General features: G+C 74.1%; 13 protein-coding genes. 11 read left to right on the top strand and 2 right to left on the bottom strand.

What is annotated here, in order from left to right:
* Positions 1–9 precede the first annotated feature (9 nt).
* Positions 10–900, bottom strand: a complete 891-nt coding sequence (locus tag Asi03nite_RS14815) for an IniB N-terminal domain-containing protein (RefSeq protein WP_203680207.1) — start codon at positions 898–900, stop codon at positions 10–12.
* Between the two features lie 215 nt (positions 901–1,115).
* Between Asi03nite_RS14815 and Asi03nite_RS14810 the strand changes: the two genes are divergently transcribed.
* The 5 genes from Asi03nite_RS14810 to Asi03nite_RS14790 all read left to right on the top strand — a co-directional run bounded on the left by Asi03nite_RS14810 (position 1,116) and on the right by Asi03nite_RS14790 (position 7,496).
* Positions 1,116–2,171, top strand: coding sequence for an acetate and sugar kinases/Hsc70/actin family protein (locus Asi03nite_RS14810; RefSeq protein WP_203680206.1), 1,056 nt, complete (start codon positions 1,116–1,118; stop codon positions 2,169–2,171).
* Complete coding sequence (locus tag Asi03nite_RS14805) at positions 2,168–4,600, top strand: helix-turn-helix transcriptional regulator (protein WP_203680205.1); 2,433 nt, start codon at positions 2,168–2,170, stop codon at positions 4,598–4,600. Before Asi03nite_RS14810 ends, Asi03nite_RS14805 begins: the two co-directional genes overlap by 4 nt.
* Positions 4,597–6,222, top strand: coding sequence for a sensor histidine kinase (locus Asi03nite_RS14800; RefSeq protein WP_203680204.1), 1,626 nt, complete (start codon positions 4,597–4,599; stop codon positions 6,220–6,222). Before Asi03nite_RS14805 ends, Asi03nite_RS14800 begins: the two co-directional genes overlap by 4 nt.
* On the top strand, positions 6,222–6,578 hold the full coding sequence (locus Asi03nite_RS14795; RefSeq protein WP_203680203.1) for a DUF742 domain-containing protein: 357 nt from the start codon (positions 6,222–6,224) through the stop codon (positions 6,576–6,578). Before Asi03nite_RS14800 ends, Asi03nite_RS14795 begins: the two co-directional genes overlap by 1 nt.
* Positions 6,579–6,731: 153 nt before the next feature.
* Positions 6,732–7,496 (top strand): cellulose binding domain-containing protein, encoded by a 765-nt coding sequence (locus Asi03nite_RS14790; RefSeq protein WP_203680201.1) that lies wholly within the window; start codon positions 6,732–6,734, stop codon positions 7,494–7,496.
* 143 nt (positions 7,497–7,639) lie between these two features.
* Here Asi03nite_RS14790 and Asi03nite_RS14785 read toward each other — a convergent pair whose 3' ends face one another.
* Complete coding sequence (locus Asi03nite_RS14785; protein ID WP_203680199.1) at positions 7,640–8,851, bottom strand: MFS transporter; 1,212 nt, start codon at positions 8,849–8,851, stop codon at positions 7,640–7,642.
* Positions 8,852–9,173: 322 nt separating this feature from the next.
* On the opposite strand from Asi03nite_RS14785, the gene Asi03nite_RS14780 reads away from it, so the two are divergent.
* The 6 genes from Asi03nite_RS14780 (at position 9,174) to Asi03nite_RS14755 (ending at position 15,951) form a co-directional block, all read left to right on the top strand.
* On the top strand, positions 9,174–10,574 hold the full coding sequence (locus tag Asi03nite_RS14780; RefSeq protein WP_203680197.1) for an RICIN domain-containing protein: 1,401 nt from the start codon (positions 9,174–9,176) through the stop codon (positions 10,572–10,574).
* Between the two features lie 133 nt (positions 10,575–10,707).
* Positions 10,708–10,965: an NUDIX domain-containing protein gene (locus Asi03nite_RS14775; protein ID WP_307834011.1), complete on the top strand. Its 258-nt coding sequence runs from the start codon at positions 10,708–10,710 to the stop codon at positions 10,963–10,965.
* 46 nt (positions 10,966–11,011) lie between these two features.
* Positions 11,012–11,254 carry a hypothetical protein gene (locus Asi03nite_RS14770; RefSeq protein ID WP_203680195.1) on the top strand — a complete coding sequence of 81 codons (243 nt, stop codon included), beginning with the start codon at positions 11,012–11,014 and terminating at the stop codon, positions 11,252–11,254.
* A gap of 169 nt (positions 11,255–11,423) precedes the next feature.
* Positions 11,424–11,630, top strand: a complete 207-nt coding sequence (locus Asi03nite_RS38905; RefSeq protein WP_373872115.1) for an ammosamide/lymphostin RiPP family protein — start codon at positions 11,424–11,426, stop codon at positions 11,628–11,630.
* A 71-nt stretch (positions 11,631–11,701) separates the two neighbouring features.
* Positions 11,702–13,510, top strand: coding sequence for a hypothetical protein (locus Asi03nite_RS14760; protein WP_203680193.1), 1,809 nt, complete (start codon positions 11,702–11,704; stop codon positions 13,508–13,510).
* A complete protein-coding gene (locus Asi03nite_RS14755) occupies positions 13,507–15,951 on the top strand; it encodes a lantibiotic dehydratase (RefSeq protein ID WP_203680191.1) in 2,445 nt (814 codons plus the stop codon). The genes Asi03nite_RS14760 and Asi03nite_RS14755 overlap by 4 nt, the downstream gene beginning before the upstream one ends.
* Positions 15,952–15,961: the final 10 nt, after the last annotated feature.

Below are 15,961 nucleotides of genomic sequence, written 5' to 3'. Positions count from 1 at the left end.
TGGCCGTCCCTACAGGTGGAGATCCCCCAGCAGCCCGTGCGAGGGCTCCTGGACGGTCTCGCCCGCCGGGTGGGTCACCCCGCGCAGCACGTCGCCGGCGGCGCCGGTCACGCCACTGACGGTGCCGGTCACGCCACCGACGGTGTCGTGCACGGTACCGACCGGGTCGTGCGTCAGGTCGTGTCCCAGATCCGGCGTGATCACCGATCCGATCGAAGAGGTTGCACCGCCGAGGCCGGGCACGTCAAGGCCGGGGACATGATCGAGGGGAGCCTGCGACGGAAGGTCGCCGATCGTGTCCAGTCCGCTGTCGAGCAGGCCGGTCGTGCCGGGGACCGACGTGTCCAGGCCGACCGCGGGCGCCACACCGGTGACGACGTGCTCGACCGGGCTGACCACCGAGGTGTCGACGTGCGTGCCGGTGACCGCGTGGGTGTCGGTTACCACGTGGCTGTCCAGGTGCTGCGCGGGATCCTGGCCGATCCCGGTCAGCGTGAACGAGGTGTCCACAGTGCTGTCGCCGGCCAGGCCCAGCGCCGCGACGTTCACGCTGAGGCCGCCGCCGACCTCGGCGTTCAGGTGCGCCGCCGGGGTGAGCGCGACCTGCGAGGTGATCGCCTGCAGGTGCGACACCGCGCCGGCCACGTCGAGGTTCGCCACCCCGGTCGTCAGGTCGTCGGCGACCCCGGTCAGGCCGGTCAGCCCGGTGAGGCCGGGCAGGCCGGTCACCGGCGCCGAGTCGACCACCAGCGGGATCACCTGCTGCACGTCGGCGGCGGTGATGTCGCCCAGGCCGGCCGCGTGCAGCGCCGACTCCGGGTCGAGCTCGAACGCCGAGCGGGCGGACGGGTCGTAGATCAGGTTGAGGACGAACTCCTGCAACGTCGGGAACGAGTCCATGAGGCCCCTTCAAGGTTCCGGTTCGCGGTTGCCGGATCCGGCAATGCAGCACACCGTACGGCCGGTCGCGGCGCCGGGCATCGGTGCTTTCCGGCAATACCTGATTAGGGGATTAGGGGATCGACGGCCCCGATATTTGGGGGACGATCCGGGCTCGGCATCTGGTACGAACGTCACGACTCACCTGGACCACTGGTGATGGATGGAGTGACGACGTGCCCTACGTCCTGGGGATCGACATCGGAGCCGGCAGCACCAAGGCGGCCGTCTGCCGGCGCGCCGACGGGCCCGGCCGTGGCTGGGGCCCGCCGGAGCCGGTCACGCTGGGCATGCGCGCGCGGACCGTGTCGTCGGCGCTGGCGATGACCCCGGAGGGTGACGTGGTGCCCGGCGACCTCGGCCGGCCGTCCGCCGGGCACGCGGTCGGCGGCTACCTGCACCGGGTCGGCGACAGCACGCCGATGTTGTTCGGCGGCGACCGGTTCCCGGCGCACGGGCTGGTCGCCGCGATGGCCCGCTGGGTGGTGGACCGGGTCTGGCAGCAGTTCGGCGAGCCGCCCGAGCGGATCGCGCTGGCCTACCCGTCCGGCTGGGGCACCGGGCGGCTGCATCTGGTGCACTCGGCGCTCGGCGAGGCCGACCTGCCGCAGACCGCGCTGGTCACCCGGGCCCGCGCGGTGGTGGAGAGCCACCAGGCCGCGGGGCGCGTGCCGGCCGTCGGTGGGATCCTGCTGGCGTACCGGATCGGGGGTTCGACGTGCGAGGTGACGGTGGCCGCGCCGCACGGGCCGGGCCGGCTGGAACTGCTCGGCGGCTTCGAGTTCGAGGAGGTCGCGGGCTTCGACGTGGAGGGCGCGGCGCCGGCCGAGGCCCGGGAGATCCTGCTGCCCACGGTCGACCTCGCGGTGCACACCGTGCGCGCCTGCGGGGTCGCGCCAAGTGATCTTTCCGCGGTGTTGATCGCCGGGGGTTCCGCAGCCGTACATCCGCATGTGTCTGATCTGCTCTCGGCGGCCTTCCCGGTGCCGGTGCTGCGCGACCAGGATCCGGCGATGACGGTGGCCGCCGGCGCCGCGCTCGCCGTGCGGCCGCAGCCGCGCCGGCTCGCCGCGCCGGAGGACGACCTGGTGGTCGCCGAGCCGCCCGAGGTGGCGTCGGTGGCCGCGCCGCCCACCGACGCGTGGCCGCAGCTCGGCGCCGGCCGGTCCGGGGCCAACCGCCCGCCGCGCCCGCCGGTCGCGGTCGCCGCCGTCCGGGCGGACAATCGATGAGCGCGCCCGTGCTGACCGCCTTCTCCGCCGGATCACCCGGGCAGCTGCTCGCCGAGGTCGCCGCGGACCCGTCCGCCCCGCTGCAGGCCGCGGTCGGCGCGCCCGGCGGCTACGGCAAGACCGAGCTGCTGCGCCAGCTGGCGCGGGTGTGGCAGGCGGCCGGGATCACCGTGGTGACGCCGTGGCAGGCCACCGGCGACGCGGCCGGGCAGGTGCTGCTGGCCGACGACGCGCATCGGCTGGATCCGGATCGGATCAAGGGCTTGCGGCGGTACGCGGAACGCCCCGGCGCCCGGATCGTCGTCGCCTACCGTCCGTGGCCCCGCCCGGACGGCCTGTCCGGGCTGATCGGTCTGCTGACCCGGGCCCGGCGCCCGGTGCGGCTGCCCGCGATGAGCGCCGAGCAGGTCCGCGAGCGGCTCGCCGGCGCCTCGCCGGACCTGGTCTCCGTGGTCACCGAGGAGACCGGGGGAGTGCCCCGCCACGTCGCCCGGGTGGCCGCCGCGCTCACCCCGGCCGACGCGGCCGCGGCCCGGATCCCGCTCGCCGCGCTCGCCGGTTTCGCGTCCGATCTGGACGAGCTCGAACCGGACGTACGAACCCTGCTGCTGGCCGCCGAGGCCGGCGCCGGGCTCTCCTTCGACCTGGTGGCGGCCCTGCTCGACCGGGACGCCGAGACGGTCGCCGAACTGGTCGACGCCGGCCGCGCGACAGGCCTGCTGGCCGCCGACGGCACGCTGCTCCCGCTGGCCCGGCGCGCCATCGCCGCGCTCGGCCCGATCGGGCACCGCATCGACGTGCGGCAGCGGCTGGCCGCGCTGCAACTGGCCCGGGGCGGCCCGGTGCTGCCGCTGGTCCGACCGCTGCTGCGGGACGGCGGCGGCCTGGTGGCCGGCGCCGCCGGCGGCGGACTCGGCGAGGTCTACGAGGCGGCCGGCGAGGAGGCGCTCGGCGACGACCCGCGGCTGGCCGCCGAGCTGTTCGCCGCGGCCGCCGGGGCCGGCCGGGGCACCGCCTCGCGGCGCGCGCTGGCCACCGCGCTCGCCGGGGACCTCGACGAGGCGTCCCGGCTGGCCGACCAGGCGCTGGCCGCGGGCACCGGGCAGCAGCGGGCCGAAGCCGCGTACGTGGCGGCCGCCGTGCTCACCCAGCGCGGCCAGACCGCCCAGGCGGCCGCGCTCTACCAGTGGGCGCCGTCGGTGATCGCGGCCGGCTTCGGCACGGTGGCGCTGATCGGCACCGGACAGCCGGCCGGGGCCGCCCTGCCGGACCCCGCCCCGGCCGGGCCGCCGACGCTGCTCAGCTCAGCCGCGGCGCTGATGGCCCGGGGCATGGCCGAATCGGTCGGCGGCACCCCCACCGCCGCGCTCTCCGCGCTGGTGCAGGCGGCCACGACGATCGAACCGGCCGGGCCCACCGTGCTGCTGCCGGACACCCCCGCGGCGCTGGGCGCGACGATCGCCCTGCACTGCGCCGAGCTGGACACCGCCGACGCGCTGCTGGCCCGGGCCGTGCAGGCCGGCACCGGCGGCGCGCTGCTGGCCGGGCGGCACCGGCTGCTGCAGGCCTGGGTGCTGATGCAGCGGGGACACGCCGCCCCGGTCCCGGACGGGCGCCCCGGCCGGGACCGGCTCTTCGCCCGCGCGCTGCAGGCCGGGCTCAGCCGCCGCGCCGGTGACCTGGTCGGGCTGCGCAGCTGCTGGCCGGACGCCTGCCACGCGCTGATCGGGCAGCCGGTCGACCTGTTCACGCTGCTGCCGTTGGGCGAGCTGACGGTGGCCGCGGCCCGGCTCGGCGAGCAGCACCGGGTCGCCGGACACCTGGCCGACGCCGACCGGCTGCTGGACGCGCTCGGGAACCCGCCGCTGTGGAGCGCGCCGCTGCACTGGAGCCGGCTGGACGCCGCGGTGCTCGCCGAGGACCGGGAACTGGCCACCCGGCACCTGGAGGCGCTGGAGGAGGTGCGAGGATTCAGCCCGTACACCGCGGCGCTGGCGGCCGCCGCCGTCCAGTGGCTGGACGTGCTGGCCGGGCGGGCCGAACCCGGCGCGGTGGTGGCCGCGGCGCACGGGCTCAGCGGGCTCGGCCTGATCGGCGACGGCGCGCGCCTGGCCGGGCAGGCGGCCATCCGCACCACCGACCGCAAGGCGATGACGCTCCTCCTGGACTGCGCCCGGGTGCTGCGCGAACGGGTGGGCGGGCCGGCTCCGGACACCCGGGACCCGCAGTCGCTCAGCGACCGCGAGCTCGAGGTCGCGGCGCTGGTCGTGGAAGGACTCACCTACAAGCAGATCGCCGAGCGGCTCTACCTCTCGGCCAAGACAGTGGAGCACCACATGGCCCGGATCCGGCAGCGCCTCGGCGTCACCGGCAGGCAGGAACTGCTGACCCGGCTGCGTGCCTTGACCGATGCGGAGGGCGTGCGTTGAGCACCCGTACGAAAGTCATCGTCGGCCTGGTGCTGCTGGCCGCCCTCTGGGCGGCCGCAGCCGTGCCCGCCTTCGCCGAGGCGCTGCGGGTGACCTCGGCACGGAGCACGGCGAGCGACATCGGGGGACCGGCCGGCACGCTCGTGCTGTCCCTGGAGAGCGAGCGCCGGCTCTCCGTCGCGCCCGAGTCGGCAAGCAAGATGGCCGCCCAGCGGGTGCACACCGACCAGGCCCGGCGGGACCTGCGGGCGGCCCGGGACGGCTGGACCCGGCGGCTGTCCGGCTCCGACGCTACCCGGCAGGCCGACGCGCTGCTCGCCCGGACCGAGCAGCTGCCCGCGATCCGCTCGCAGGTCGAGTCGGGGCAACTCGCCGGGGTGCGGGCCGCCGACGCGTACACCGCGCTGATCGACCCGGACGGGCTGCGGACCCCGACCGTGTACGCCGACCAGGTGGGCGACCAGGCGGCCGCGCTGTCGGCGCTCAGCCGCTCCCGGGAACTGCTGGCCGAGGAGGACGCGCTGCTCGCGGCGATGTCCGCGCAGCCGAAGCTGTCCGAGAACGACCGGGTGCGACTGACCACCCTGGCCGGGGCGCGGCGCGAACTGTTCCCCACCACCGACAAGGAGCTGGACGCGGCCGAGAACGCGGTGCTCACCGGCAGGAACGGCGCGGCCGCCTGGTCCGCGGCCTACAACCGGGTCAACACCGATCTCTGGGCGCTGCAGCACAGCCGGACCGAGGCGGCGGCCGAGGCGGGGACCGGGCACGCCGTGCTCACCGTCGTGCGGGCCGGCGTGGTCGGCGGGGTGGGCCTGATCGCGGTCCTCGGCGTGCTGCTGATGGCGTGGCGGGCCGGCTCGGCCGGCGCGACCAGCCGGAAGGCGGCCACGGTGCGCGCGGTGGAGGTCCGCGACACCGGCCTCGACCCGCTGCTGCGCGATCTGGAGCGGCGCAACCAGAGCCTGGTGCACCGGCAGCTGCGGCTGTTGGACACGCTGGCGCGGCGCGAGTCGGACGACGACACGCTCGGCGAGATCTTCCGCGCCGACCACCTGGCCAACCGGCTGCGGCGCAACCTGGAGAAGGCGATCACGCTGACCGGCGGCACCCCGGGCCGCCGCTGGCACAAGCCGGTGCCGCTGGCCGAGGTGGTCCGGGCGGCGGCGTCCGAGATCAGCGAGTACGGCCGGGTCTCCACCGCCCGGATCGAGCCGGCCGCGCTGGCCGGCGCCGCGGTGACCGACCTGATGCACCTGCTCGCCGAGCTGATCGAGAACGCCGCCACGTTCGCGCCGGCCGAGACCCGGGTGCGGGTGGCCGGCGAGCGCGTCGCGGACGGCTACCGGATCACGGTCACCGACGTCGGGCCCGGCATGACCGAGGACGACCTGGCCACCGCGGCCCGGGTGATGACCGACTCCACGCCGCCCGCCGGGGGCACCTGGTGGGGCCTCTACGCGGCCGGCCGGTTCGCGACGCGCGGCGGCATCGCGGTGTCCCTGCGCAACGGGCCGGACGTCGGCCTGGTCGCCGAGGTGCTCGTACCGGCCGCGCTGATCGGCACGCTCTCCGCCGACGACGACACCACGCTGCACGACCTGGAACCGGTGATCGGCTGATGAGCCTGTCCGACGAGGCCTGGTACGACGACGACGCGGGGCCGCTGGTCCGTCTCTACGCGCGGGCCGGTGGCGGCGCGCCCGTGCTGCGCGACGGCCTGGAGCTGAGCGCCATCGTCCAGCGTGTCCCCGAGGCCGTGGAGCCGGACGGGCTCTCCCCCGACCAGATGCGGGCGCTGCGGCTGGCCGGGCAGCCGATCGCGCTCTCCGAGATCGCGGCGCATCTGGCGCTGCCGCTCGGGCCGGCCCGGCTGCTGCTCGGAGAGCTGCGCGATGCCGGCCTGATCGAGGTGCGGCGGCGGGACGCGTCGCCGGACATGCTGGACCGGCTGCTCAGTGGGCTGAACTCGTTGTGACTTTCCTGCCGGGCGTGTCCTGCCCTACTGTTCACGTTCGCAACGGCTGCTCTTCTCGTGATCGGCCGCTCTCGTCCTGATCGACTGTCCCCGTCCTGTCGACCGCTTCCGTCCTGGCTGACCGCTTCCGTCCTGATTTCTGCGAGGAACCGAATGAACGACACGCCGACCCGGCGGCGGCGATCGCTGTCCGTGGTGGTCCTCGACGGGATGCTGCGGCTCTACTCCGCCCTGCAGTCCGGGCCCACCCCGACGCCCAAGGTCCGGCAGCCCGGCCAACAGCGGAGATTCGGGCGGTACGTGCTGGTGGCCGGTGTGCTCGTGGCCCTCGCCGGGACGGCCCTGCTGGTGGTCGTCCTGGTCCGCGGGCCCGGTGGCCCGGCGTCGCCGCCCGATCCGGCGGGCGCCCTGCCGGCCCCGCCGTCACGTCCGGCGGCCGGCGCCCCGTCCGTGCTCAGGTCGGCCGCCGTCTCCGGGCCACCGGCGTCGCGTCCCGGGCCGGCGTCCGCCTCGGCACGCGCGGTGGGCTCGCCGGCGCCCGGCGCGCCCGCGGGGTCCGCCTCGGCGCCGGCGGCCCAGACCAGCCCGGTGCCGCTGACCGCGTCGTACGGCATCTCGTCGCTGACCGCGGGCCTGCTCGGCTACAAGATGACAGTGACCGTGGCCAACCCCGGCCCGGTGGCGAAGGACGGATGGACGGTGACCGTGACGCTGCCCCGCTCGACGCTGCGGGTCGCGAACGTGTCCGGCGCGACCGCCACGCAGAGCGGGTCGACCTGGACGTTCGTGCCGGACACCAGCACGTCGCGGGTGCCGGCGGGTGGATCGGTGGCGATCTCGTTCGGCGTGAACGGCGCGACCCTGATCGACGCCGCTCCGCAGGACTGCCAGATCGACGGCAACACCTGCACCGCGTAGAGCCGCAGCCGGGCAGGCGCGGCCGGCTCTGGTGGTGGTGATGAGGCGCCGGTAGCCACGACGGCTCCCAGCCGAGGGGGCGGAGCTGCTGCTCGTGGGGGCAGGCGCCGAAGTGGGCGCCGGCCGGGCGCCCACCGGGTGGCTCAGCGGGCTTCCGGCGCCAGCCGGGGCTCGGACTCCGGGGCCAGGCCGGTCCCGGGCAGCGGCCGGACGCTGGACGCGATCAGCACGGCCATCGCCAGCAGCGCCGCCACCACGACCAGGGCGCGCAGCACGGTGTAGTGGTCGCCGAGGAAGCCAATCGCCGGCGGCCCGCCGAGGAACGCGCAGTAGCCGACCGACGCGATCACGCTCACCCGCGCGGCCGCCCGGCGGGGGTCGTCGCCGCCGGCGCTCATGCCGACCGGGAAGCCCAGCGACGCGCCCAGACCCCAGAGCAGGGCCCCGGCGTAGGCGTAGGCCGGCGACGGGCCGAAGACGAACAGCGCCACCCCGGCGATCCCGATCAGAGCCAGGATCCGGACCACGGGCGTACGCCCGTAGCGGTCCAGCAGGCCGGGACCGAACCACCTCCCGACCGTCATGGCGGTCAGGAACCCGGCGAACGCGAGCGTGCCGAGCGCGGGGGACACGTGATGCCCGTCGATCGCGGCGACGCTGATCCAGTCGTTGCCGACTCCCTCGGTGAACGCGAACGCCAGCACGAACAGCCCGATCAGCAGCGTGCGCGGCTCCCGCCAGGCGGCCAGCGCACTGACCCGCGGGGTGTCGGACCCGGTGGCCGGGCCGGTCTGGTCGTGGTCGGGCACGAACCGGCGGGCCTGCCAGGCCACCGCCGCGACGACGAGCGCCGCGACCACTGTCAGGTGCGCCGCGACCGGCACGCGCGCGGCGACCATGGCCGCGCCGATCAGCGCGCCGGCGACCGTGCCGAGGCTGAAGCCGGCGTGGAAGCGGGACATGACCGACTTGCCGAGGTGGCGTTCCACCACTGTGCCCTGCACGTTCATCGCCACGTCCCAGGCGCCGTTGGCGAAGCCGAGCAGGAACAGCCCGAGCACCACCGGCGCCACTCCGGCCAGCGAGCCGAGCGCGGCGGTGGTCAGGCCGACGGCGAGCAGGGCGGACATCGCGATGACGGTGCGCGACGAGCCGATCCGCGTCACCACCGGGCCGGACAGCGGCAGCGCCAGCAGTGAGCCGGCCGCGATGGCGAGCAGCACCAGGCCGAGCTCCGACGAGTCGAGCGCGAGCCGGTCGCGGATCTGTGGGATCCGCGAGGCCCAGCTGGCGAACGCGAAGCCGGAGCCGATGAAGGCGGCGTAGGTGGCGGTGGTCGCGGCACGGACGTTCATGGCACCATTCCCCAGGAGTTGACTGCGTACGAGCGTACATAACATGTGTACGCGCGTACATAGGTGCCGTCGGTCTCACCCTGGGTCAGTGCGCGCACGCGGGAAGCGTGAGCCGATGGCGTACGGCTGCGTTGTTTCATAGAAACCAGGCCTTTGAGGTTAATTCACGGTTAGCCGCAGAGGTGGCCTTGAGCTGGGGAAACGCCGGAAACGACAGCGTCGCGCGGGCTTGACGCGGACATCCAGGACGGCGTTTATTGTTAGCCGCCTTTCCAATTCGGGCGGGCACCCCCCTCTCTCGGCAAGGGAGATCCCCCATCCCATGAAACGCTCCCGGATCCTCGCCATCCTCACCGGCGCGATCACCGTCGGGACGCTCGGCGTCCTCGGTGTCACCAACGCCTCCGCGGCCAGCTCCGGCACGCTCAGGAGCGCGCTGAACAACAAGTGCCTGGACGTCACCGACGGCTCCACCGCCAACGGTAACCTGCCGCAGCTGTGGGACTGCACGGCCGGCAGCAGCAACCAGCTCTGGACGCTTGCCGACAACGGCTCGGTGCAGGGCAAGGGCAAGTGCCTGGACGTGGTGAACAACGCCACCACCGACGGCGCCGCCGTGCACCTCTGGGACTGCTTCGACTCGGTGGCCAGTCAGAAGTGGACCCTCAGCGCGGCCGGCGACCTGGTGAACAAGGCGTCCGGCAAGTGCCTGGACGTCAAGGACAAGAACACGGCCAACGGCGCCAAGCTGCAGATCTGGTCGTGCACCGGCACGTCCAACCAGAAGTGGACCTTCGGCTCGACCGGTGGCGGCACGACCACACCTCCACCGTCCACCGGCGGCCCCGGGATCAAGGCCGTCGCGCCCTACTACTACACCGGCTGGGGCAACCCGCCGAACCTGACCACGGTCACCAACACGACAGGTGTCAAGTGGTTCACCATGGCGTTCATCCTCAACAGCGGCACCTGCGACCCCAAGTGGGACGGCTCGCGTGCGCTGACCGGTGGCGCGGACCAGGCGGCGATCAACACCGTCCGGGCCAACGGCGGTGACGTGGTGGTGTCCTTCGGCGGCGCCGCCGGCCCGTGGCTGGAGCACACCTGCACGAGCGCGTCCGCGCTGGCCGCGGCGTACCAGAAGGTGATCAACGCGTACTCGCTCAAGGCCATCGACATCGACATCGAGGGCACGCCCTACAACACCCCGGCCGACCAGCAGAAGACCGTCGACGCACTGAAGACGATCAAGGCCAACAACCCGGGCATCACCACCTACATCACGCTCGGCAGCGGCACCGGCGGCCCGGACGACTCGCTGATCAAGCGCGCCGCCGGCGCCGGCCTGGTCGTCGACGGCTGGGGCATCATGACCTTCGACTGGGGCAACACCGGCGGCAACCAGGGCCAGCTGACCATCCAGGCGGCCGACGGGCTGAAGAACAAGCTGAAGAGCGCGTACGGCTGGTCGGACGCCGAGGCGTACAAGCACGTGGGCATCTCGTCGATGAACGGCATCACCGACGAGAAGGCGACCGTGACGCTCGCCGACATGCAGGCCATCACGGCGTACGCGCAGCAGCACACCATCGCCCGGCTCACGTTCTGGTCGCTCAACCGGGACCGGCAGTGCCCGGGCGCCTACCCGAACGACGACACGTGCAGTGGCGTCAGCCAGTCCGCGTACCAGTTCACCAAGATCATCGGCGCTTACCAGGGCTGATCCGCGGTGGCCGGTCCCGGCCCATCACGTCGGCGTCCGGGGTCACCGCGGGTGGACCCGGGCGCCGCCACGTCACCCCGGAGAGACGGTTTCACCGGGCCGTGGCGATGTGGCCGGTGGATAGCCTGACGCGGTGACCAACGACGACTTCACTGCCACGTTGCCGCGCAAGCGGGTAGGTGCCGGGGTGCTGCTGTCCGACGATGGTGGCCGGGTGCTGCTGGTCGAGCCGGCCTACAAGGACGACTGGGAGATCCCGGGCGGTGCGGTCGAGGCGGACGAGTCGCCGTGCGCGGCGGTGGTGCGCGAGGTGCAGGAGGAGTTGGGCCTGCCGGTGCTGCCGGGCCGGCTGCTGGTGACCGACTGGGTGGCTTGGATCGTCAACGGCTGAGCAGCATCGCGCACACGCACCACCCGATCGCGGCGCCCGTCTCCGGGTGACCGTCAACCGGCTCCTGCGCCGGGCCGATCGCGGCCCGGCGGCCTGGATCGCCGGCGGTCGGCGCGGCTCTCCGGACCTCGATCCCGGTGCCGATCGGGATCAGCGGGACGCCGGGTCGAGCGTCCCGGCGGCGGTAGTCGCCACGCCGGCGAGTGATGATCTATACCGGACCGCCGTGGGCCTGGTCGTGCGCCAGGCCGGGCTCGGCGCGCTGGCTCTGCGGCGGCGCCACCCGTGAGACCGTCGAGGGCGACAGCGCGGGAAATGATCTGAAAATACTCGACATAAATTAGTAGACGTCAATTCTATATTCAGGTTGACAATGTGTTGACGTGCTGGAAGGATGGCGAAAGGGTGACCGTTTGCGCGATGGTCTTCGCGTGATTTATCACCGAATCGATCAGGAAATGAAGATTGCACCGAATCGGCTGTTCGACTGCGCGACGGGGAGGCATTTCATGACACAGCAGGTGGAGCAGGCCGAGCTCATCCAGCCCCAGCCGGGGGAAGAGCTGGAAGACCTGGACGAGCTGGATGAGCTGGATGATCTGGACGGCATCGAGTTCGCACTCGAAGAGATCGAAAACAAGATCGCGCCGCTTGCCCTTGCGTAAAGGCTCTTGCGTTCAGATGTGCGGTTGACTGGTGTCCCGCGCCCGTCGGCCGCGCCACGGGGAGGAACGCTGTGCGGATTTTCGACGTCCCAGTCGGCCAGCCTTTTCCTACCGCGTTCGCCGGTTTTCGCACCGCGCTGGCAGCGCTTGACGAGTACGGATTCCCGGTCCGGAAAAGCCTCCTCAAAAGCCTCCTCGGCGAGTACCCGGCCGAGGCCGCCGTGCTCATGCCGGCGTGGTGCGGGCCGGATCATGCCGCGACGATCACCGCGCTCGCGTTGACCCCGTCGGAGCGGCGACTGCATCCGGAGTCCGAGCAGACGTTCCGGACGTTGCACGCCGCGGCCGACTGCGTGGCCGGCGCGCTCGCCGACGGCGGCGTGGGCCTGCGCCTGGTCGGCGCCGGCGCGCTGGACGTGCCGTCGGTGCGCGGGCTGCTGCGGCTGGTGGAGTTGGTGCGCTGGCGCGGTCTCGGCGACCGGGTGCAGCTGACCGGCTTCGCCCGGCGCAGCGCGCTGTCGGCGTACCTCGCCGAGCGCGGGTACCCCTCGCCCGAGCCGGATCAACTGCTCGCCCGCCTCGGCGGGGCGCGCGACGAGCCGCGCGCGGCGGCGCCCGACGCGGCCGGGTCACCGGTCGACACCGTAGAGCAGCGGCATTTCGCGATGATGACCGACGAGCAGACGGCGAGTCTCGACCGCGTCGCGCTCGCCGTCGAGGTCGCCCGGCACGGGTTCTTCCAGTCCGACCTGGAGGTGATGGCCTACGCGGCGCTGACCGGGTTGCGGCTGTGCCGGCCGGGGCAGGCGGTGGACGGGGCGGCGATCACCGGCGCGCTGCGCGGCCTGGGCATCGCGTCGTCCTGGCTCGACGCGGTGGAGTTCGAGGTCGGGGTGCTCCGTACGGCGGTCGACGTGCGGGCGTTCTTCCACAAGGTTCTCGGCATCGTGCGCAGCTTCCGCCGCCAGAACGAGCAGGCGCTGGACGCGTTCGCGGCGGTCGCCGACGACGAGGCGGTCTCCCCCGAGCTGCGCGCACAGGCCATGCTTTACCGCGCGCTCACCACGGTGAAGATGATGCGCAACCCGGTGGCCGGGCGTGACGAGGCCGAGCGCGGGCTCGCCCTGCTGGACGGCGCCGGCGACGGCGACACGGTCGAGCGCGAGCGCGGCTGGCTGCACAACGTCCGCGCGCTGTGCGCGTTCTCCGAGGGCCGGTACGGCGGCGCGACCCGCGACGAGAAGGCCGCGCTGAACCGTGTGGCCGGGAGGAGCGACGCCAGCTCGCTGCACTTGAAGATCAACCTGGTGTCGAACATCAGCGTGCTGCAGGAGCGAGCCGGGCGGCCGGAGGCGGCGCTGCGCACGTGGGAGCGCTTCGCCAACGTCGGTAACGCGTGGGACACCATCTTCCGCAAGCACCACTCGTACCGGCTGGCCGGTCTGGCCCTGGCCACCGGCGACCGGGACCGGGCAGCGGACCGGTTCGCCGATTCGCTGTCGGCCTGCCAGGAGCTGGACGACGTGTTCCACCGCGCGGCGATCGGCATGGAGCTCGGTGGGCTCGCGCTGGATCGGCCGGTCGGGGGACCGGTCGACGCCGTCGCGGTCGAGCACTTCGCGGGCGCCGCCGAGGCGGCCCAGCGTCTCGGTGACCCGTACCAGTACGCGCTCGCCCAGGTAGGGTTGGCGCTGGCCGCAGACCGCACGCCGGGCCGCGAGGCGCTGACCGGCCTGTGCGACGCGCTGACCTATCCGCGCCAGGCGGCGCGGCTGCGCGACGCGGTCGAAGCGGGGGACCGGTCCGCGCTGTCGGCGCTCATCCCGCGCCCGCGTACCAAGCTCAACCGTCCGTTCGACCACATCAACCTGCACTTATGACCGCGCCGCAGACCCAGGGCGGGGGGTGGACGATGCTGCGTCACCTGCTGCTGCGCCGCGCGGGCTTCCCGATCGACCTGCTGACGTCGTTGGCCGGGGACGAGCCGGCGGCCGCGGTGCGGGAGCTGGTCGTCGCAGCCGGCGAGCTGGAGGCCGCGCGCGCCGAGGCGTTGGCCCGCGCGCTGCCCGCGGAGGTGGCCGCCGCGCGTACCGGCGACGCCCCGCGGCACCGGCTGAGGGAGCTGTCGCGCTGGCGTAGCGCGCTCGGCCGCCGCCGCATCCAGCCAGCGCCAACAGGCTCGTCGGCCCGCCTGCGAGAGCTGGCCGACCGGCTCGCACGTGCCGACAGGCGGGTCACGGCCCTGGCCGCACGCCTCGCCGAGCGGCGGCCCGACGACCGCGCCGACGAGGCACGCCGACTGCGGCGCCTGCTGGACGACCCCCTGGTGCGGCTCGCGCTGGTCCAACTGTCACCGTCGTTCGCCGAACGCACCGATCGGGCGGCGCGGTCGGGCGACGGCGCGCTGGACGCGGCGCTGGCGCGGCGGGCGTACCTGTTCGTCCAACGGCTGGCGGCGAAGAACGAGACGACGAGCTTCTTCGGCCCGCTGACCCACGGGCGGGTGCTGGCCGGCGCGAGCGGGCTGAGCCTGGGTTGCTGCCGGACGCCGGAAGCGCTGGAACGGACCGGGTTCCTGGCCTTCTGGGCGACCGCCGAGCTGGCCCGCGCGGTGTCCCGGGACGCCGCGCTCGCGCCGCTGGTGCCGGTGCGGCGCAACCCGGTGGTACGGCTGACCGGCAGCGGCGTCGTGCTACCCGGCGGGCGTGCCGTCCGGCTGCCCGCGGCGGACCGTTCGCTGATCGAGGCGGCCGACGGCATCCGGGGCGCCGACGCGCTGGTGGCCCACGTGGCGACCGGTGCCGCCGCGGCGGACCCCGACGTGCTGCGCGGGCGGCTGCACCGGCTCCGCACGGCCGGCGTGCTTCTCGCCGACGTCGAACCCGCGTCGACCCGGCTCCAGCCGCTCGACGAGTTGCGCGACTGGCTGCGGCGCTCGGCGCCGGAGTCGCCGTGGCCCGCCGCGCTGGACGAGCTGGCGGAGGACGTGTCCGGGTACGCCCGAGCCGGCGACGAGCCGGCCAAGACGGCCGCGCTGGACACGCTGGAACGGCGGTTCACCGCGCTGACCGGGGCACCGGCCCGGCGCGGCGCCGGCCGCATGTACGCCGACCGGATGGTCGTCTACGAGGAGTGCCGGGGCGACGGCGCGCTCACCGTCGCCGCCGACGTGGCCGAGCGGTGGTGCCGGCAGCTCGCGCCGTATCTGGACGCGTGTGCCGAGTACGGGCGCCGCCGCCGGAACGCGGTGCGCGACCTGGCCGCGCGGGTGCTCGCCGACGCGTCGGGCCGGCTGCCGTTCCTGGTGTTCGCCGACCGGCTCGCCGAGGCGGCCGGCGCGGGCGGGCTCGCGGCGCACCGGGCGCCGGTCGCCGGATTCGAGGCGGACTGGCAGCGGCTGGTCACCGAGGCGACCCGCGACGGCATGGCGCGGCTGGACCCGCACGCCGTGGCGACGCTCGCCGGGAGCGCTCGGGGCGCCCGGTTCGTCTCGCCGGACCTGTTGCTCGGCATGCGCGCCGATGGTGAGTTCGCGGTCGTCGGCGAGCTGCACCCGTACGCGTACGCCTGGGGTTCGCAGGCGCTGTTCGCGCCGGAGCCGGACGGGATGTACCGGGAGTTCGCCGCCGACCTCGGCCCGTGGGACGGTCCGCGTCGGATCGCCACGGTGATCCGGCGGCGGCAGCACAAGGGGATCGTCAGCGACGCGTTCCCCGGCCGGTTCGTCGAGGTGACCGGCGTCGCGACCCGCGATCGGGCACGCTGCGTCGCCGCGGCCGACCTGGAGGTTCGTCTGCAGTCCGACGGCCCGTCCCTGTTCGATCCGGTACGGCCCCTCACCCTGTACGTCAGCGAAGACGACCACCCGCATCTGCAGGCGTTCTCGGCGGTGCCGGTCGTCGCTCCGCGCTACCGCGGCGGGACGGCCGCGCCACGCGTGCTGGTCGGTGACGTGGTGGTGCAGCGCGCCCGCTGGTGGCTCGGCGCCGCAGCCCTGCGGGAGCTGGTCGACGCCCGGTCCGCGGGTGCGCGCACCGTCGCCGCGGCGCTGCTGCGGGCCCGGACCGGGCTGCCCCGATGGGTGTTCGTGAAGGCGCCCGGCGAGCCCAAGCCGGTCTGCGTCGACCTCGACGGATCGGTCGCGGTGGACGTGCTCGCCGGGCTCGCCGCGCCGGTGTGTCGCGCGCCGGACGCCGCGGAGCTGCTCGTCGAGGAGATGTGCCCGGCGCCGGAAGCGCTGTGGCTGCGGCGTGACGACGGTGGCCGACCCGGGTGGTACACCTCGGAGCTGCGCGTGGCGATGGTGCGACGGGGGCGCTGAGCGATGTGGA

The sequence above is a fragment of the Actinoplanes siamensis genome (genome assembly GCF_016862395.1).
Classification (GTDB): Bacteria; Actinomycetota; Actinomycetes; order Mycobacteriales; family Micromonosporaceae; genus Actinoplanes; species Actinoplanes siamensis.
Note: the sequence above shows the minus strand (reverse complement) of the source record. Positions and strands in the feature narration are given on the sequence as shown.

Coding starts and splice junctions, on each gene's coding strand:
- Asi03nite_RS14815 (WP_203680207.1), bottom strand. CDS start 900: ATGGACTCGTTCCCGACGTTGCAGGAGTTCGTCCTCAACCTGATCTAC.
- Asi03nite_RS14805 (WP_203680205.1), top strand. CDS start 2,168: ATGAGCGCGCCCGTGCTGACCGCCTTCTCCGCCGGATCACCCGGGCAG.
- Asi03nite_RS14795 (WP_203680203.1), top strand. CDS start 6,222: ATGAGCCTGTCCGACGAGGCCTGGTACGACGACGACGCGGGGCCGCTG.
- Asi03nite_RS14790 (WP_203680201.1), top strand. CDS start 6,732: ATGAACGACACGCCGACCCGGCGGCGGCGATCGCTGTCCGTGGTGGTC.
- Asi03nite_RS14785 (WP_203680199.1), bottom strand. CDS start 8,851: ATGAACGTCCGTGCCGCGACCACCGCCACCTACGCCGCCTTCATCGGC.
- Asi03nite_RS14780 (WP_203680197.1), top strand. CDS start 9,174: ATGAAACGCTCCCGGATCCTCGCCATCCTCACCGGCGCGATCACCGTC.
- Asi03nite_RS38905 (WP_373872115.1), top strand. CDS start 11,424: ATGAAGATTGCACCGAATCGGCTGTTCGACTGCGCGACGGGGAGGCAT.
- Asi03nite_RS14755 (WP_203680191.1), top strand. CDS start 13,507: ATGACCGCGCCGCAGACCCAGGGCGGGGGGTGGACGATGCTGCGTCAC.